Source organism: Streptomyces sp. NPDC093795 (genome assembly GCF_044764665.1).
Classification (GTDB): domain Bacteria; phylum Actinomycetota; class Actinomycetes; order Streptomycetales; family Streptomycetaceae; genus Streptomyces.
In genome coordinates, this window is the sequence record NZ_JBIWIO010000012.1 from 93,252 (window position 1) to 108,241 (window position 14,990).

Below are 14,990 nucleotides of genomic sequence, written 5' to 3' on the forward strand. Positions count from 1 at the left end.
ACCTCATGAAAGACCTCCAGGAGTCGAGCCCCACAGCAGGCCGCCGACCTTGTCCGCGGTGTCCCTAAGAACGCGGCTCGTCATGTGCTGGTAGCGGCGGCGCATCCGGGCAGACTTACCGGGCTCCCATCCCATGATCGCGTCAACGACCGCGTCTGGAACACCGAGAATCAGCAGGACCGTCGCGGCGGTGTGGCGAGCATCATGTAGGCGACCGTCACGGACATCCGCCGCTTTGAGCAGCTCCTTCCACTTGTGGTAATCGGTGTTCGGGTTGCGGGGCTCGCCGGTCGGCGAAGTGAACACGTATCCCTTCTCGGTCCACAGGTCACGAGCACGGGTGCGCTCGCGGGCCTGCCCTTCCTTGTGCCGGTGCAGTAGCTCCATCAGCTCGTTCGGGACTCCGATAGGCCGCTGGCCGGCGCGGGACTTCGCGTTCTTGGTCTCGCGGCGGGTGTTGATCTTCTGGGGGCAGTAGCCGGGCTTGCGCCCGCACCGGTCACCGCAGCCGTGCTTGTAGCGGGGCCGCAGCCGGCCACGCCGTACGCGGATGACGCCGAGGTCGAAGTCGACATCGTCCCACTGCATGCCGAGGACCTCGCCCTGGCGAAGGCCGAGGGCCAGGGCGATGACCCAGCGGGCGGTGTTGCGGTGCTTGGCGGCCTCGGCGAGCAGGCGCTGGACCTCCTCAACCGTGTACGGCTCGACCTCTTCCTCTTCGAGGCGTGGGGCCTTGGCGATCGTGGCCGGGTTGACGGTGAGATGGGCGCGGCGGACTGCCTCGTTGAGGGCGGTACGGACGGTGCGATGGACCTGGTGGGCGGTGCCGGCGGCGCTGCCGGAGTCCTGCATCTTCTTGTAGAAGCGCTCCAGGTGCTCGGGCTGGAGCTTCTCCAGGCGGTGGGCGCCGAGGCCGGGGATGAGGTGGTGGTTCACCGCGACGCGGTAGCCGTCGATGGTGTTCTCCGAGACGGGCGCGGCGGCGATGTTCTCCACCCAGTGGGTGAGCCAGCCGCGGCCGTCGCCTTCTTCGCCACCGACGACGCCGGCTTCATCACCGGCCACACCCTGCGCGTGGATGGAGGCTGGATCCTTGGCTGACATCTGGCTCATGCGCCACGGCGCCTACGAAGGCCACCGCCCCGGCTATCACGCCCCACACGAGGCCACCCTCACGCAGGAGGGCCGTGACCAGGTACGCCGCTCCCTCCCCCTCCCCGAGGGCATCACCGCGATCGTCACCAGCCCGGTCCCCCGTGCCCGCCAGACCGCCACCCTCGTCTCGCACCTCACGGGCCTGCCGATCGTGGCCACCTCCGGCCTCCTTGCCGAATGGCGAGCCCCGAGCATCGTCCTCGGCCGCACAGCCGAAACCTACCCACCGGCCTACCGCGCCTGGCGAGCCCGCCGCCTCGCCAACCCCTCCCTACGCTGCGAAGACGGCGAAAGCCTCGCCGACCTCCACACCCGCGCCCGCCACTGCGCCGCCTTCCTCCACCACACCGCCCAACGCCACGGCCGCCTCCTGGCCGTCTCCCACACCCTCCTCCTCGGCGTCCTCACCCGCCTCCCAGAAGGCCCTGTCGCCTTCACCACCGCCGCAAAATCGCCCTGGCAGTTTGCCGAGCTCCGGCTTCTGCCCGCACATCAACGAGTGGCGCCTGGCCTTCAACGACCTGCCCAAATAGATGGCTGACGGCCAGCCACGATCTCCGCGAAAGACGCTTCTACTCGTACGTCTCCTTCCAGCGCTCCCGGTGCCGCCGGTCTCCTTGTCCCTGGCCGTCCACCTCGCCGAGCGACAGCAACAAGGCCCCGTTGTTCCACAGCCCGAGGTGATCGCGATGGACGGCGAGGATGTCGTTCTCCGTGGCGAACTTCTCAGCCGGCCCGCTGAAGTACGTGGTGGCCACGAAGATCGCCACATCGACCTTGAACCCGTCCGAGTAGTTCATCGACATCGGCGGTCTTCTCGCTTCCTCCGGATCAAGCAGATCCAATATCAGCGTGTGTACCACTCAGGGGGGAGACCCCTCATGAAAGTGCGAGGCTAAGCTCACGCTCGTTTCCCTCATGTCGTCCCAGCGGAGCCGCCTGGGCGAGCATGCGGGGATCCAGCTGTGTTTGGGCAGTGATGTGTCGCACAATGGTGGCTCGCCGCAGAGGAGGGGGCTTGGCGTGCCGCTGGTGCATGTCCATGGAATTGGCAACCGAGCGCCGCAGGATCCGGAGCATGTGGCCGTACGCGATGCGCTGTATCGCCAGCATGTCCTGGCTGCGCTGGGCTGTGATCCAGGCAAGACGCAAGTCTGGAGCCCGTGGTGGGGCGGCCTGGTGGCGGAGCCAGCATGGGGCTGGGCTTCCCTGGACGTGGGGGGAATGGAGCGGCTCGGCAGCGACGAGGAAGCGAGCGCCGCGGAGGCTGCGGTGGTAGATGTGGCCCAGCAGGCTGGCGCGGCCGAGCCAGGCCGGGTGCTGGTCGCTGCAGCTGCGACCTCGCTGCAGTGGGCCATCGAGATCATTTGTAGCTCTCTGGCCGGCACCGATGACGAGCTGCGCGAGGGCGTTGCGTTCTGCGGAAAGGCCACCGCGTACTGGGCCGAGCGCTCGAATAACGGCGGGCGGGGTGACGGACTGGCCGTCTTCCCGTGGCTCGCCGAAGTTGGTGACGACGTGGAGTTGCTGGAACGGCTGAGTGCAGAGCTTGAAGCATGGCGTTCCGGTCCCATGCCGAACACCAGCGATTCTGCGGACGGGTGGGAAACGTTCGGTGCCGCCAGCGGTGTGCCCCGGGCTGCCCGATTGGTGCTGCGGCGGCTTAATTCCTGTGCGGCAATGGCTGTCACCCGTGGAGGCGCAGCGCTACTGCGCCGGCCCACGCGCAGTCTCGCGCTACTCCTAGGCGATGTGATGGGCTACTTCGCTCAGCGGGACACGGCCGAGAACAGTTCGATCATTGCTTTGGTAGGCGAGGCGCTCGAAGAGGCTGCCGATCACGCTCGGCAAAACAGCGAGCCGCTGGTCGTCGTGGCGCACAGCATGGGTGGCAACATCATTCATGACGTGCTCTCCCACTTCCGTCCCCACCTTCATGTGGATCTGCTGGTCACCGCAGGGACGCAAGTTGGACTCTTCGAGGAGCTGAAACTCTTCCGAGCCAGCGACCGATCGCTCATCGGAACCGGCGGCCGAAAGGTGCCTGCGCTACCCAATGTCGGTCGGTGGATCAACGTGGTTGACCAGGCAGACCCGCTCGCCTTCAGCGCGGCTACAGTGTTCGCTGGCGCGGAAGACCTAAGCTTCGCAACCGGGGCTTGGTGGGCGCACGGCGGCTACGTCACCTCCCCCCACTTTCATCATCGTGTTGCCCTGCGCGCTGCGGAGGGTCAGCGGTGACCACTCTGTGGCAGAGCGAGGGCACCGGCCCTGCCATTCATGTCCTCGTCATCGGCGTAGGCCGCTATGACCATTTCAACGGCGGCAACAAGCACCAAGCCCGCCCCGGAACGCTAGCCAAAGGGCTAGGACAATTGACCGCACCTCCAGCCTCCGCCTATGAGGTGTGCGTGACGCTATTGAAAGAGCTGCGTGACGTGCCGGACCGCGCGCTGGGCAGCATCGAAGCAGTCATCTCGGCCGAAGATCCACAGTTTCCCCCAGGCTTCGCAGACCTGTTCCCCGACGCAGGCGATGAGGTCGGCACCAAGGCCGAACTCGAGGATGTCCAGGAAGCCTTCGAGCGGTGGTACGAACGCTGCGACAGCGACCGAGACAACGTCGCCTTGTTCTACTTCTGCGGCCACGGACTCCAACTAGGCGCCTACGGCGATCACGCGCTACTGCTGCAGGACACCCTCTCCAGCCGCTTCGCCTCCTTCCAAAACTCCATCGACGTGCATGGGACCGTGCAGAACATGCAGGGGAACCGCGCCTCCATCCAGTGCTTCTTCCTCGATGCATGCAGGAGCTCGCAGGACGTGGATGCCACGCTGCAATCGCTAAAATCCACGGCGTTGGGCCCTAGGCTGCACATTTCGCACGATCCGGAACAGCTCGTCGTGTACTCAACAAGTGTGGGGGCACCGGCTCACGGTCGGGCTGGTGAGAGCACCCTGTTCACCCGGTCTTTCCTCAAAGCCCTCTTCTCACCCGAGCACCGCCGTGACGGACAGGGCTGGCAGGTGACGACCACCAGCATCGGGACGGCCATCGATCAGCTCATGCAGTGGCCCGGGCTGCGCCACCACGACATGCCCGAACAGCAGTGCGTCACATCCAGCACCAACGTGCGCGGCGGTGTACTGCTGCGGTTCGCCAACCGGCCGCAGGTCTCGTTTCACTTCGACACTGCTCCCACCGGCGCATTGGCCACAGCGGCATGGTCACTCGCCGACCTGCGCGGCAACCAGGTCGCGTCCCGCATGCCCGGACCCGAACCGTGGATCGACTCAGGTCCGGCAGGCGAGGGCGACCTCCATGTCGCATTCGCCGACGGTCCCTACAGCACCACAAGTCAGCAGGTGTGGCTGCAGCCACCGTGCTTCCATCACACCGTGCAGGTGGATGCTTCATGACCAGCTCCGCATCCGGTGTGCACACGACACACGTGCACCCCCCTCATCTGGCGGGCGCCAACCCCGGAACAGTGATCGGTGTCGTCGAGCGGCTCAACAGTCGCGCCGAGATCCAGGACGTCTTTCCGCTGATCGCAGGAACCCCGCATGCCGTCTCCTTGCGCCGCGGCGAACGCCATCTCCTACGCGGCTGGTCACCGTACGTCCGTCTGCAGCCGACGGTCATCACCGGCGGCAACACTCCCGCCACGGCGCTCGCCCCGCCGACGAGGCCCTCGCTGCCCGTCACGCGAACTCCCCGCTCCAGCAGCAGCGGATGGATCTGCCTTTGGCGGCACGCCGACGGGCAGTGGGAACCCCGCAGCATGGCCACCGACTCCCCCACGACCTGGGCACGGGACACCGCGCATCGCGGACCTTCCACTCCGCACATCACACCGGGCACCGTCTGGGCTCTGCAGACAGGCGGAGCCAACCGTGCCCCCGCCTGTACCATCCTGCCCAGCCGCACCGAGATGACAGTGAAGCCCCTCTCGGCGGCTTTGAAAGGGCCGCTCGAAGTGCGACCGGTCGCCGACTCCGGCTACACGCTGCTCGAAGCGCTGCGCACCGGCCGCATACCAGCCGCTCTGGCCATCGAGACCGCGTGGCAACAAGCTCCCCCGGCCCCTGGTGGCAGGCCCTCACTGTTCGATCTGGCCGTCGGATATTCGCTCTGCCGGCGAGGCGAGGTGGAAGGAGCACAGCAATGGGTACAGGCCCTGGGCACCGAGCGGACCTTGGGCGAAGGAGTTGCGGACGCGCTGACCATCAGGCTCTGGCTGGCCCACCGGACACGGCGCCGCTTCGACATTCGCAGAGTCGTGGAGCAGCTAGCGGACGACCGCACGTTGCCGATGGCTGCGGAAGGGCTGCGAATCCTGGCCGACACAATGCGGCTGCTTACCCAAGATCGCCGCAGTGAGCGGCTGGCATCCTGGCGATGGCTTGAGCACTGCCTCAACTCCAGCGTGCACACCTCGCTGACTACCTACACCGCCCAAAGTCCCGATCAGCCCACGCGTGCTCCAGCCCGGCGTCTCCCACCGCCCCACGAAGAGTCCCTGCACTTCAAACTCGCGCCCGATGGCGATGGCGCGCAAATCAACTGGCAACCCGCGCGCGCACTCCAGCAACGGATGGTTGCCGCCCATGCCTGGCGCGACCCGGATACGGTTGGAACTCGCCCCGGCTCGGCGACGTTCACGCTGATCATCCGACACCGTGATCCGGAATGGCTGTGGCACTTCGCACGGCAATTGATGACACGTACAGACATTCGCCCCGTTCTCTTCCACGACACCCACACCCTGGAATTGCGGCTCACTCCACGCGACGTCGCTGAGATGGGACGGGAGTTGAACGCCATCCGGGAGCACGTGAGTGACGGCCGAATGACTCTGAGTGTTCCAGGAGTGGAATACGACGTTCCGGGCGGTCTCGTGGGGCAGCTGGAGGACCTGCTGCCCGGCCTGCGCCTGGGGCGCGGCGATGATGCGTAGTCTGCATTGCCGCGCCCCAGGGCACACAACGCGGTCAAGGCTGCGGTTTGACTCACCAAGTCTTCGACTTCGTAGGGGTCGACCACGCCCCGAAACCCGCAGCATGGCCGACACAACATCGGGTGTGCTGGACGGTTCTAGCCCGCCTCCGGAGGGGAACCAGGCAGGCGGCTAGGACGGCTATCGGCACCGGCCACACACAGTTCCCACTCGTGCTCTGAGTGCTCGCGCTCGAACGACGTGGCAGGCCGACCGCTTGGCGACCGGGCGCGCCCGAGCATGAACACCCACACGGCCTGGGCCCTGGCACGCCAGGGCCCAGCATCCGAAGGAGTGTGAAATAAGAAATGTGGCACCCGGACGACGAGGAGAACGCCAGCCGGTCCCGAAACGAAAGGCCATCGCCAATACTGCGCTGACACCGCCTCGGGGGCCGTCGCTGATTAGGAGCAACGCAGTACTCCTTGGTCTCAGTTCTGGTCTCATTCACCCCCGCCCAAGGACGTTCAGCCAGGGCCACCCTGGACGCTCCGCCGCAGGTCAGGACCGGCATGACCCGCACCGGACGGGCGTACGAACATTTGGAAAGCGTGTTGGGGGCAACCCCTCACGAGTTCGAATCTCGTATCCTCCGCCATTGCTCTCACCGGGCAATTCGTTGAAGGGCCCCACCGTTCGCGGTGGGGCCCTTCGACGTTGTCCGGGCGGTTCAGGCCTTCGCGACCGCGGGGATGCGGTTGCGGTCAGGCTTGCGTGGGTGGGTGGTTGTCGAGGCCGGTGGCGAGGAGGTCGAAGACGTACGTGGCCTCCGGGGCCACGGCGGCCGCGATCCGGTCGTTGGGCTCGCCGGCCAGGGTGAGTTCCTGGATGCGCTGGAACAGCAGGCGATGGGCGGCCGCGAGGAGGGCGGCGGCGGCTCGGGGGGCGAGGGGGGGCGCGTCGGCCGAGGCGTCGGCCGAGGCCGCGTCCGCGAGGGCCGTGGCGAGGGCCTCTTCCCGTTGGTCGTGCAGTTCGCGCAGGCGGGCGGTCAGGGTCGGGCTGTCGGCGATCATGCGGGCGAACTCAGGGCCGGCGAAGCCCGCGACGGGGTTGCACTGCTCGACGGCGGTGGCGAACTCGCGCCGCAGCGCGCTGAGCGCCGACTCCCCGTCGGCCCGGTCGACGACCGCGCGGGCCAGGCTCGCGGTGAACGCCTCGTGGTGGTCGAGGGCCAGGTCCTCCTTCCGCGGGAAGTAGTTGGTGACCGTCTTCTTGGCGACGCGGGCCGCCGTGGCGATCTCGGCGATGGTCGTCTGCTCGAAGCCCTGCTCCATGAAGAGCCGGGTGGCGTGGTCGGAGATCAGCTGCCTGGTCTCCTGCTTCTTGGACTCGCGGAGTCCCGTGCTCTCGGTAGCCATGGGCGAATCTTACACGTGACGTAAGTTTGCGCTTGACGCATTGGATCAGCCGTGCGTAAAGTTACGTCCGTTGCAAAAATCGCCCCGTAGGACGAGACCCGGAGACCGCGTATGCGAAAGCTGAACCCCGTCACCACCCCCGCCGCCCCCTTCCCCACCATCAGGCTCACCGCCACCCAGGAGACCGGCCCGGTCTCCGGCGCCCCGCGTCCCGGCCGCGAGCTGCCACGCGCCGGCCACCGCCAGGCGCCCGCCCGCATCCGGTTCCACGCGCCGCGTCGCACGTACTGACGCGGCACACGACAGCAGCGCGGCGCGACATCAGGACCGCACCGCCGCACCGTCGCCCCACCTCAGCCCGTACCCACCGCAGCGGGTACCCGCCGCCGCCCGCACAGCACTTACGCACGCCACGCACGCACGTACGTCCACTCGTCGAGGAGCCGCAGCCGTGAACGTCTCTACCTCCACCCTCTCCCTCACCGTCGCCGACGTGGACGCCTCCCGGGAGTTCCTCACCACCCACCTCGGCTACCAGGTGGCCATGGCCGCCGACGGCTTCGCCTCGCTGACCCGCGAGGACGCCGCCGTCGACATCGTGCTGCTCCGCCGCGGCACCGACGTCCTCCCGCCCGAACAGCGCGACCAGCAGGCCGCCGGGCTGATCCTGGCGTTCACCGTCACCGACCTCGCGGCGGAGGAAGCCCGCCTGCGCGCCGCGGGCGCCCCCATCACGATGCCGCTGCGCGAAGAGCCCTGGGGCGAGCGCCTCTTCCAGCTGACCGACCCCAACGGCGTCGTCGTCCAGCTCGTCGAATGGGTCACCCCCGCGAACCCGGAGAGCTCCGAGTAAAACGGGGCGGGCGGGGTACGGCGTGCGTGGACCGTCCGCCCGCCCGCGCAGCCGCCATACGCCGGAGGGCCGGACCGCTCGATGCGGTCCGGCCCTCCGGCGTACGTAGTTATACGGGGCAGGGGCGGTACTCAAGGCTGAGCTCACGGTCGACGGCGAAACTGGTCCGCATCGACGCGTCGATCACCTGCTGCCAGGATCCGTACTTGGCGTAAAGCTGGTCGGCGGTGGGGCCGAGCGGGTTGCCGTACTTGGCGACGTTCCGCTGCTCCAGGACCCTCACCTCCTCCGGAGTCATACCGGCGCGGGTGATCTCCTTGGCCTGGTTCCGCATGTCGACCAACTCACGTGCGATCTCCTCGTCCGTGGCCCCCGCCTCGCGCATGGCGGCCTCCGTACGGTGCATGCCCTCCAGGAGCCCGTGGTACTGCATCCGGGTCCGCTGCGCCTCGACCTTCTCGTCCATCGGCAGGACGCGGATCCGGCACACGACCGGGTCGGCACTGGGACAGGGGTCGTCGGCGGAAACGGGCCGGGCGAGGGGGGCGGTGATGACCGAACCGCAGGCCTCCACGGCACCGGCGACGGAGGCCCCGGCCGTACCGAGGAGGGCGAGGGCGGCCACGAAAGGGACGAGGCCGCGGCGCAGCGAGGAGAAGGGAGGGGGAGGGGCGGAAGAGCGCATGCGCGCATCCTTGAGGACGCCGAGATCCCCTTCACGCAGGCGCACCGATGATCACCCCTATGGGGAACCCGGGGGGGGAGCAGTGCTGGCTGCGCCGGGTCTGTCCGTGCTGGAGTGGGTGCGTACGTACGAGAGGGGCCGAGTCGGTACGCACCGCAGGGCGCCTCCGTGACCGGCCTGCCGCGCCCCGGACGGGTCCAGCCGGGCCTTCACGTGGGAGGGGGCCAGGGCGCAGTCACCGACCGGCGGCTCGCGGTACGCGTCCCCCGAGGCTCCTCTGCCGGCCAGCAGGTGCTCGGTGCCGTGCGGCACGAACATCGTGTCTCCTGAAGCCGGTTCGAGCGCCACGGCGTCGCGCGGCCGCAGGAGACACGCGCGTTCCAGAACCAACTGCAACCCGGCCGAGCCCCTGCGCGCCGGCCTGCTGCAGCGGGGGTCCTTTAGCCCGGTCGGATGCGGGACGGGCAGGGCGTCCTTGTGAACGGCGTCCGAGGCGGAGTCGGCGGTTTCGTCACCCGACTTGCTGCCCACGCGGGCGCGAGGTCACGGCGTCGGATGGCCCGGCGCCGCTGGCCCCGGAGCGGTGGGTGACGTCTCAGTACATGGTGGCCTGCGATGACGTGAACCGACTGACGGCGTTGGTGGGGTTGGTGGAGGGGGATGTGGCGCGGGGTTGACGTCAGCGCGGTGAGGCGACTGGAGGGGATCCCGGAGGTTCACCGGCTGAGCGAGGACAGGCGAGATGGCGCCGTGAGGGGCCGCGTTCACCGGATCGGGGGGTGATGAGAGGGAGGGACGTTACTGCGGTAACCGGTGTGTAGTGATGCCGATACTTTCTGTGATGACCAGTCGGCACGACCTAACAGGGGTTATCGATGAGGAAGTTCGCTACGGCTGTGGTGGCTGCGGGGCTGTTCTTTGGGGGGATGGGGGTCGCGGTTGCGGACTCATGGCATGCCGCCGCAGAACCGATTACGACCACGGGCGCCAAGTTCGACAACATCGAGTACAGGTGGGAGCCAGCAGGGGCGAGGCACGGCGCCTTCCGCTTCAAGGGGTACTTGATTGACGGAAGCTACAACGACGGCCACAACACCTACCTGGAGGTGAGGCCGCACGCCTACGGGTGGCAGCGGTTCAAGGGCGTGCAGAAGGCCACTGTCAAGCTGGAGGACGCTGTCTGGGACGGCGCAACCCGCTACACCAACTCAGCTGAGATGCGGGTGTGCCGCGACCGTGGGGCGCTTCGACCGAACAACTGCTCGGCCCCTCGAGGCTTCAAGCGCTAGCAGCCGACGGTTCGGGGAGCCGTCGGCTGACGGCTCCCTGCTTCAAGGGAGTGCGGACCACGATGGACGTCATTCTCCGCGCCGACGGCGTGGACCTCTTCTACGGCACCGAGCAGGCCGTCAGCAGTGCCGATTTCACGCTCAAGCGCGGCGAAGTGGCCGCCATCATGGGCAGCAGCGGGTCCGGCAAGTCATCGCTCTTGTACTGCCTCGCCGGTGTTCTGCCCCCTTCTAACGGCTCTGTGACCTTCGACGGGGTGCGACTCTCCACCCTTCCCGATGGCGAGCTGAGCGCCCTGCGCCGTACGCGCCTCGGCTTCGTCTTCCAGTACGGAGAGCTGCTGCCGGAGCTGACCGTCGAAGAGAACGCAGCACTCCCTCTCCGGCTCGCCGGAATCAGCAAGACCCATGCTCACGCCATTGCCGCCCAGGTACTCGGGCGGCTGGGAATGGGCGACCTTCTGCGGCGCAGGACCTCGAAGCTGTCGGGGGGCCAGAGTCAGCGCGTCGCGGTTGCGCGGGCTCTGGTTCACCGGCCGGACGTGGTGTTCGCGGACGAACCGACCGGCGCGCTCGACAGCGCCAACGCCGCTGCTGTGCTGGACGAGTTCCTTCAGCTGGCGCGAAGGCAGAAGACTGCCGTGGTCATCGTCACCCACGACGCCGACGTGGCCGCCAAAGCCGATGCGCAGTACACGATGACGGACGGCGTCCTGGCACAACGGGTGGCGGTGTGAACGCGTTCGTCCTCGGGCTGCGCCTGCTGTGGGGCAGTGGGCGTCGAGGTCGGGCTCGCTTCCTCCTGATGGCGCTCGGCTCGGCGCTCGGAGTGGCGTGCCTGGCCGCCGTCCTCACCATCCCGTCGATCCTCTCCGCACATGATGCGCGGACGGCCGCCCGTGAACCGAACCCCGGCAAAAGTAACGTCCTGTACCAAGAACTTCGGGGTCCGTACGGGTCGCAGCCGCTCCACCGCGTCTTCGTCGCTCGGACAAGCCCTGGGCCAACTCCTCTGCCCCCGGGAATCGCAAAACTTCCCGCCGCCGGCGAGGCGGTCGTTTCGCCCAAGCTCGCCAAGGTTCTGGCCGCCAATCCGAGGGCAGCCGGACTTGTCCCCGGCCGCCTAACCGGGACCATCGCGCCTGAGGGGCTGGGCGATACCGAAGATCTGTACGCCTACATCGGCACCACTCCGTCCGAGCTGACCGAAGCAGAAGAGCTGGGTGGTTTTGGCGCCAGTTGGCCACGGCGGGAGATCGTCGAGCCGTCGACCCTCACCATTCTCCGATTCACCCTCGGGTGCATCGTGTTGCTTCCCCTCGTCATCTTCCTCTCCGTCTGCGCGCGGCTCTCTGGCGAATCGCGCGCCCGGAGGCTCGCTGCCCTCCGCCTCGTCGGACTCAGCGTGAAGGACACCCTGCGGGTCAACGCCGGGGAAAGCGTTGCCGCTGCCTCGGTCGGAGCTGTGCTCGGCGTCATGGGGTATCTCGGGACCAACGAGATCATGGCGCGGGTCGGGCTGCCTGGACTGCACTGGTATCCGGCGGATGGCCGGCCGCCGGGCTTGACCCTTGCCGTGTGTCTCCTGGGCTGTCCGGCGCTCGCATGGTTCGTGGGGCAGAACAGCGCCCGCAGGGCCGCCCTTACGCCGATCAGTGTGCGGCGCACTGGGGAACGGAAGCCGCCGAAGAAGTCGGGGATGCTGCTGCTGATCCCGGGAATCGGGGTCATCGGCGGGTACTGCGTGCTCAGCGCGATGGGGCGGGACCCGTCAGGAGGGTCGGCCAATTCCGTGTTGGTGCCTGGCGCCGTGCTGTTGACCGGTGCGGGACTCGTATTCGGGCTGGCGCCGATCACAGCATGGCTGGCCCGGCGCATCGCGGGAACGGCCAAGTCGCTGCCGGTGGCGTTGGCGATGCGACGTACAGAGGTCGATCCAGGATCATCGTTGCGGGTGACCACGGGACTCGTGCTGCTGGTGTTCGGAGCCTCGCTCACTCAAGGCGTGCTCGTCGAGCTGGACCAAGTGAGCCGTTCCACCAGCCCTGTCCAGGAGTACGGTATTCCGTTCAGTCACCTGAGTACCGGCCAGAAGCTAGAGGCGCCCGAAGTTGCAGGTGTGCGCGCCCACGTGATGTCTTCCGCTTCATTGCAACACACATCATTCGAAGACGATCGTCCCCGAACATCCGCCGTGGTTGCCACGTGCCAGCAGCTCGCCGCCTTCGTCGAGAAGACAGCGGGGTGTACAGAGCACAAGGTGCTACGGATCCAAGATCAGAACTTCTCCATCGACGCCGCAGCGGTCCCGGGACGAACCTTTGCGTTTCTGTTGAGCAACGGACGAGAGCTTGATGTCACCGTCCCCCAGGCAAGTGTCGCGGTTCGGGCCTACCAACCCTCGCACTTCTTCGGGCCGAGCCTACTCATTCCGCCGTCACTGCTTCCTCCTGGAGTTGTCCTGTCAGAGGGCCATCTCGTTCTGCTAAGTGACGCCGACCCCGCCACCATCCGCTCCGTCCTCGACGGCATCGGGGCCGTCGCTCCCACCGCCTCCGTCGATCCCGTCGGGATCGTCATCGACTCCCTCGCTCAGCTCACCGTCATCCGCAGTCTTCTCGCCGTCGGGATGGTGCTCGGGCTTGTCATCGGGGTTGCCGCGTTCGTCGTGTCCGTCGCCGATCGGGCCATGGAGCGGCGGGGGCAGGTGACCGCGCTCGCGTTGTTGGGGGCTCGGGCCGGGACGTTGCGGGTGGTGCAGGTGGTGCAGGTGTTGTTGCCCTTGGTTGTGGGGCTGGGGGCGGCCATCGTTACCGGGTGGCTTGCCGAGTCCAGTTACCTGATCACCGGGGGTGGCGCGGTGCACTGGGACTGGGAGGGGTTGCCGTTGCTGTTCGCCTGTGCGCTCGGGGTGCTGTGCGCGGCCGCGCTCGCCTCCGTGCCCATGGTGCGGCGGCACATCGATCCGGAGCACATCCGGCGAGATTGATCTTGCGCATTGCGATGAGTTCCCGGTGGAGTGGGGGTCTTCTCTTCAGTTACCACCCCCCGCCCACCTCATCAGGAGCTTTCCCATGGCCGAGAACGTCGTCAAGGGTCCCGCCAGCTACTTCCCCTCCATCGAGAAGAAGTACGGGCGCCCGATCTCCGAGTGGCAGGAGCTCATCCGTTCCTCGCCGCTCACCAAGCACATGGAGCTCGTCTCCTGGCTGAAGGCCGAGCACGGGCTGGGTCACGGGCACGCCAACGCGCTCGTGGCCCACACCCTTGCCGAGGGGAAGTAGCGCGCCCGTTCACGCCGCCCGTTCACGCCGCCAGTTCGTGGGCCGTGCGGGCGTCGACCCGGGTCCTCAGCGCCACCGTCGCCGCCGCCGTGGCCGTTCCCGCCACCAGGGCCGTCCACCACAGGACCGTCGGGCTCAGCGTCGTGTAGGTCGTGACGCCCAGGGTGAGGGCCGCGAAGCGGGCCGTTCCCCAGGTCCAGCTGAACGCTCCCTGGTAGCGGCCCCTGGCGTGGGCCGGGGCCAGGTTGGCGACGACACCGGCGGCGATGCCGGCGACCACCACCTCGCCCAGCGACCAGACGGCGACCGACACCGCGTAGCCGACGATGCCGTCGGCCAGGCCGGTGAGCGCGACCCCCACGGCGATCAGCGTGCTGCCCGCCCCCTGCACCGCGAGCTGCGGGAACCGGGCCAGCCAGGACGTCGCGAAGGGCTGCAGGGCCACGACCAGGATCGCGTTGACCGCCGCCATCGCCCCGTACACCGCCGGCGAGAGGCCGCTGTCGCGGATGGCCAGCGGCAGGGCGACCTCGGTGAGCGAGTACACGAACAGCTGGACGCCGAAGAGCGGGAGCAGGAGGAGGGCCAGGCGGTCCCGGAGGACCACGCCGTAGCCGATGCCGTCCTTCTTCGCCCCCGGCGTCCGCGGCGTCGTCGTCCGCTTCGCCTCCGGCAGTCGGAACGCCACCACCAGCGCGTACGCGAGCATCGCCCCCGCGTCGACCGCGAACAGGAGCCAGTAGCCCTGCGCTGCCAGGTAGCCGCCCAGGATGCCCGCGACGGCGGTGCCGATGTTCACGCCCCAGCCGAAGAGGGCGTACGCGCGCTGCCGGCGCTCGCTGTCGACGGCGTCCGCCAGCAGCGCGGACGCGGCCGGCGAGACCGTGCTGCCCGCCGCGCTGATCAGCAGCGCCGCCGCGGCCATCGTCCACACGCCGGGCGCGAGGAAGAGCGCCCCCTGCGCGGCCGACGCGCCGATCAGGCCGATCAGCATGGTGGGGCGGCGCCCGATGCGGTCGGCGAGGATGCCGCCGACCGCGGGGCCGAGGAGGTTGCCCGCGCCGAGGGCACCGAGGACGTACGAGGTCTCGGCGCCGGTCACTCCCCGCGAGGCGAGGAAGAAGACCAGGAACGGGGTCACCAGGTACCCGAGGCGGTTGACGATCGTTCCGGCGAAGATCGTCCACACGACAGGCGGGAGGTCTCGGAACGAGGACGGGATGAGGGAGGACGAGGACGAGGACGGGGACGAGGGCGAGGCTGAAGGTGAGGGCATGGGAGGAGACTGCGCCTGGCCTACCGTTGCCCTCCATTGATTAAGCTCAGGCCGAATCCAATTCTCCTTCCTCCCACTCGCACCTCGCATC

The 14,990-nt window shown here is 68.0% G+C and carries 15 protein-coding genes; 10 read left to right on the forward strand and 5 right to left on the reverse strand.

Annotated features, from left to right (window positions below; genetic code table 11):
• Positions 1-3: 3 nt before the first annotated feature.
• Positions 4-1,113, reverse strand: coding sequence for a tyrosine-type recombinase/integrase (locus tag ACIRB7_RS28465; protein ID WP_403603911.1), 1,110 nt, complete (start codon positions 1,111-1,113; stop codon positions 4-6).
• On the opposite strand from ACIRB7_RS28465, the gene ACIRB7_RS28470 reads away from it, so the two are divergent.
• Positions 1,094-1,696 carry a histidine phosphatase family protein gene (locus ACIRB7_RS28470; RefSeq protein WP_403603914.1) on the forward strand — a complete coding sequence of 201 codons (603 nt, stop codon included), beginning with the start codon at positions 1,094-1,096 and terminating at the stop codon, positions 1,694-1,696. The genes ACIRB7_RS28465 and ACIRB7_RS28470 overlap by 20 nt on opposite strands.
• Positions 1,697-1,727: 31 nt before the next feature.
• Here ACIRB7_RS28470 and ACIRB7_RS28475 read toward each other — a convergent pair whose 3' ends face one another.
• Positions 1,728-1,961, reverse strand: a complete 234-nt coding sequence (locus tag ACIRB7_RS28475) for a hypothetical protein (RefSeq protein WP_403603917.1) — start codon at positions 1,959-1,961, stop codon at positions 1,728-1,730.
• A 217-nt stretch (positions 1,962-2,178) separates the two neighbouring features.
• Here ACIRB7_RS28475 and ACIRB7_RS28480 point away from each other — a divergent pair, with 217 nt between their 5' ends.
• Genes ACIRB7_RS28480 through ACIRB7_RS28490 form a run of 3 tightly spaced genes read left to right on the forward strand, consistent with a single transcriptional unit; the run spans position 2,179 to position 6,115 of the window.
• Positions 2,179-3,396: a hypothetical protein gene (locus ACIRB7_RS28480; protein ID WP_403603920.1), complete on the forward strand. Its 1,218-nt coding sequence runs from the start codon at positions 2,179-2,181 to the stop codon at positions 3,394-3,396.
• Positions 3,393-4,574 (forward strand): caspase family protein, encoded by a 1,182-nt coding sequence (locus ACIRB7_RS28485; RefSeq protein ID WP_403603923.1) that lies wholly within the window; start codon positions 3,393-3,395, stop codon positions 4,572-4,574. Before ACIRB7_RS28480 ends, ACIRB7_RS28485 begins: the two co-directional genes overlap by 4 nt.
• Positions 4,571-6,115 (forward strand): hypothetical protein, encoded by a 1,545-nt coding sequence (locus ACIRB7_RS28490; RefSeq protein WP_403603926.1) that lies wholly within the window; start codon positions 4,571-4,573, stop codon positions 6,113-6,115. The genes ACIRB7_RS28485 and ACIRB7_RS28490 overlap by 4 nt, the downstream gene beginning before the upstream one ends.
• A 743-nt stretch (positions 6,116-6,858) precedes the next feature.
• On the opposite strand, the gene ACIRB7_RS28495 is transcribed toward ACIRB7_RS28490, so the two are convergent.
• The gene (locus ACIRB7_RS28495; protein WP_403603929.1) at positions 6,859-7,512 is read right to left on the reverse strand and encodes a TetR/AcrR family transcriptional regulator; all 654 of its coding nucleotides are present in this window, start codon (positions 7,510-7,512) and stop codon (positions 6,859-6,861) included.
• Positions 7,513-7,623: 111 nt separating this feature from the next.
• Here ACIRB7_RS28495 and ACIRB7_RS28500 point away from each other — a divergent pair, with 111 nt between their 5' ends.
• A complete protein-coding gene (locus tag ACIRB7_RS28500) occupies positions 7,624-7,803 on the forward strand; it encodes a hypothetical protein (RefSeq protein WP_403603931.1) in 180 nt (59 codons plus the stop codon).
• A 160-nt stretch (positions 7,804-7,963) separates the two neighbouring features.
• Positions 7,964-8,365: a VOC family protein gene (locus ACIRB7_RS28505; protein ID WP_403603936.1), complete on the forward strand. Its 402-nt coding sequence runs from the start codon at positions 7,964-7,966 to the stop codon at positions 8,363-8,365.
• Positions 8,366-8,474: 109 nt separating this feature from the next.
• On the opposite strand, the gene ACIRB7_RS28510 is transcribed toward ACIRB7_RS28505, so the two are convergent.
• Positions 8,475-9,050: a hypothetical protein gene (locus ACIRB7_RS28510; protein WP_403603940.1), complete on the reverse strand. Its 576-nt coding sequence runs from the start codon at positions 9,048-9,050 to the stop codon at positions 8,475-8,477.
• An 875-nt stretch (positions 9,051-9,925) separates the two neighbouring features.
• Here ACIRB7_RS28510 and ACIRB7_RS28515 point away from each other — a divergent pair.
• From ACIRB7_RS28515 to ACIRB7_RS28530, 4 genes are all read left to right on the forward strand, one after another.
• Positions 9,926-10,339, forward strand: coding sequence for a hypothetical protein (locus ACIRB7_RS28515; RefSeq protein ID WP_403603942.1), 414 nt, complete (start codon positions 9,926-9,928; stop codon positions 10,337-10,339).
• Positions 10,340-10,401: 62 nt separating this feature from the next.
• Positions 10,402-11,076 (forward strand): ABC transporter ATP-binding protein, encoded by a 675-nt coding sequence (locus ACIRB7_RS28520; RefSeq protein WP_403603945.1) that lies wholly within the window; start codon positions 10,402-10,404, stop codon positions 11,074-11,076.
• A complete protein-coding gene (locus tag ACIRB7_RS28525; protein WP_403603948.1) occupies positions 11,073-13,328 on the forward strand; it encodes an FtsX-like permease family protein in 2,256 nt (751 codons plus the stop codon). The genes ACIRB7_RS28520 and ACIRB7_RS28525 overlap by 4 nt, the downstream gene beginning before the upstream one ends.
• Before the next feature lie 85 nt (positions 13,329-13,413).
• Positions 13,414-13,623 (forward strand): DUF4287 domain-containing protein, encoded by a 210-nt coding sequence (locus tag ACIRB7_RS28530; RefSeq protein WP_073909122.1) that lies wholly within the window; start codon positions 13,414-13,416, stop codon positions 13,621-13,623.
• Between the two features lie 22 nt (positions 13,624-13,645).
• Here the strand turns inward: ACIRB7_RS28530 and ACIRB7_RS28535 are convergent, their stop codons facing one another.
• On the reverse strand, positions 13,646-14,899 hold the full coding sequence (locus tag ACIRB7_RS28535; protein ID WP_403603951.1) for an MFS transporter: 1,254 nt from the start codon (positions 14,897-14,899) through the stop codon (positions 13,646-13,648).
• Positions 14,900-14,990 lie beyond the last annotated feature (91 nt).

Excerpts from the sequence above, each read along its gene's own strand:
- ACIRB7_RS28535 (WP_403603951.1), bottom strand. The coding sequence starts at position 14,899 with ATGCCCTCACCTTCAGCCTCGCCCTCGTCCCCGTCCTCGTCCTCGTCC.
- ACIRB7_RS28495 (WP_403603929.1), bottom strand. The coding sequence starts at position 7,512 with ATGGCTACCGAGAGCACGGGACTCCGCGAGTCCAAGAAGCAGGAGACC.
- ACIRB7_RS28475 (WP_403603917.1), bottom strand. The coding sequence starts at position 1,961 with ATGTCGATGAACTACTCGGACGGGTTCAAGGTCGATGTGGCGATCTTC.
- ACIRB7_RS28500 (WP_403603931.1), top strand. The coding sequence starts at position 7,624 with ATGCGAAAGCTGAACCCCGTCACCACCCCCGCCGCCCCCTTCCCCACC.
- ACIRB7_RS28465 (WP_403603911.1), bottom strand. The coding sequence starts at position 1,113 with ATGAGCCAGATGTCAGCCAAGGATCCAGCCTCCATCCACGCGCAGGGT.
- ACIRB7_RS28530 (WP_073909122.1), top strand. The coding sequence starts at position 13,414 with ATGGCCGAGAACGTCGTCAAGGGTCCCGCCAGCTACTTCCCCTCCATC.
- ACIRB7_RS28520 (WP_403603945.1), top strand. The coding sequence starts at position 10,402 with ATGGACGTCATTCTCCGCGCCGACGGCGTGGACCTCTTCTACGGCACC.
- ACIRB7_RS28510 (WP_403603940.1), bottom strand. The coding sequence starts at position 9,050 with ATGCGCTCTTCCGCCCCTCCCCCTCCCTTCTCCTCGCTGCGCCGCGGC.
- ACIRB7_RS28490 (WP_403603926.1), top strand. The coding sequence starts at position 4,571 with ATGACCAGCTCCGCATCCGGTGTGCACACGACACACGTGCACCCCCCT.
- ACIRB7_RS28515 (WP_403603942.1), top strand. The coding sequence starts at position 9,926 with ATGAGGAAGTTCGCTACGGCTGTGGTGGCTGCGGGGCTGTTCTTTGGG.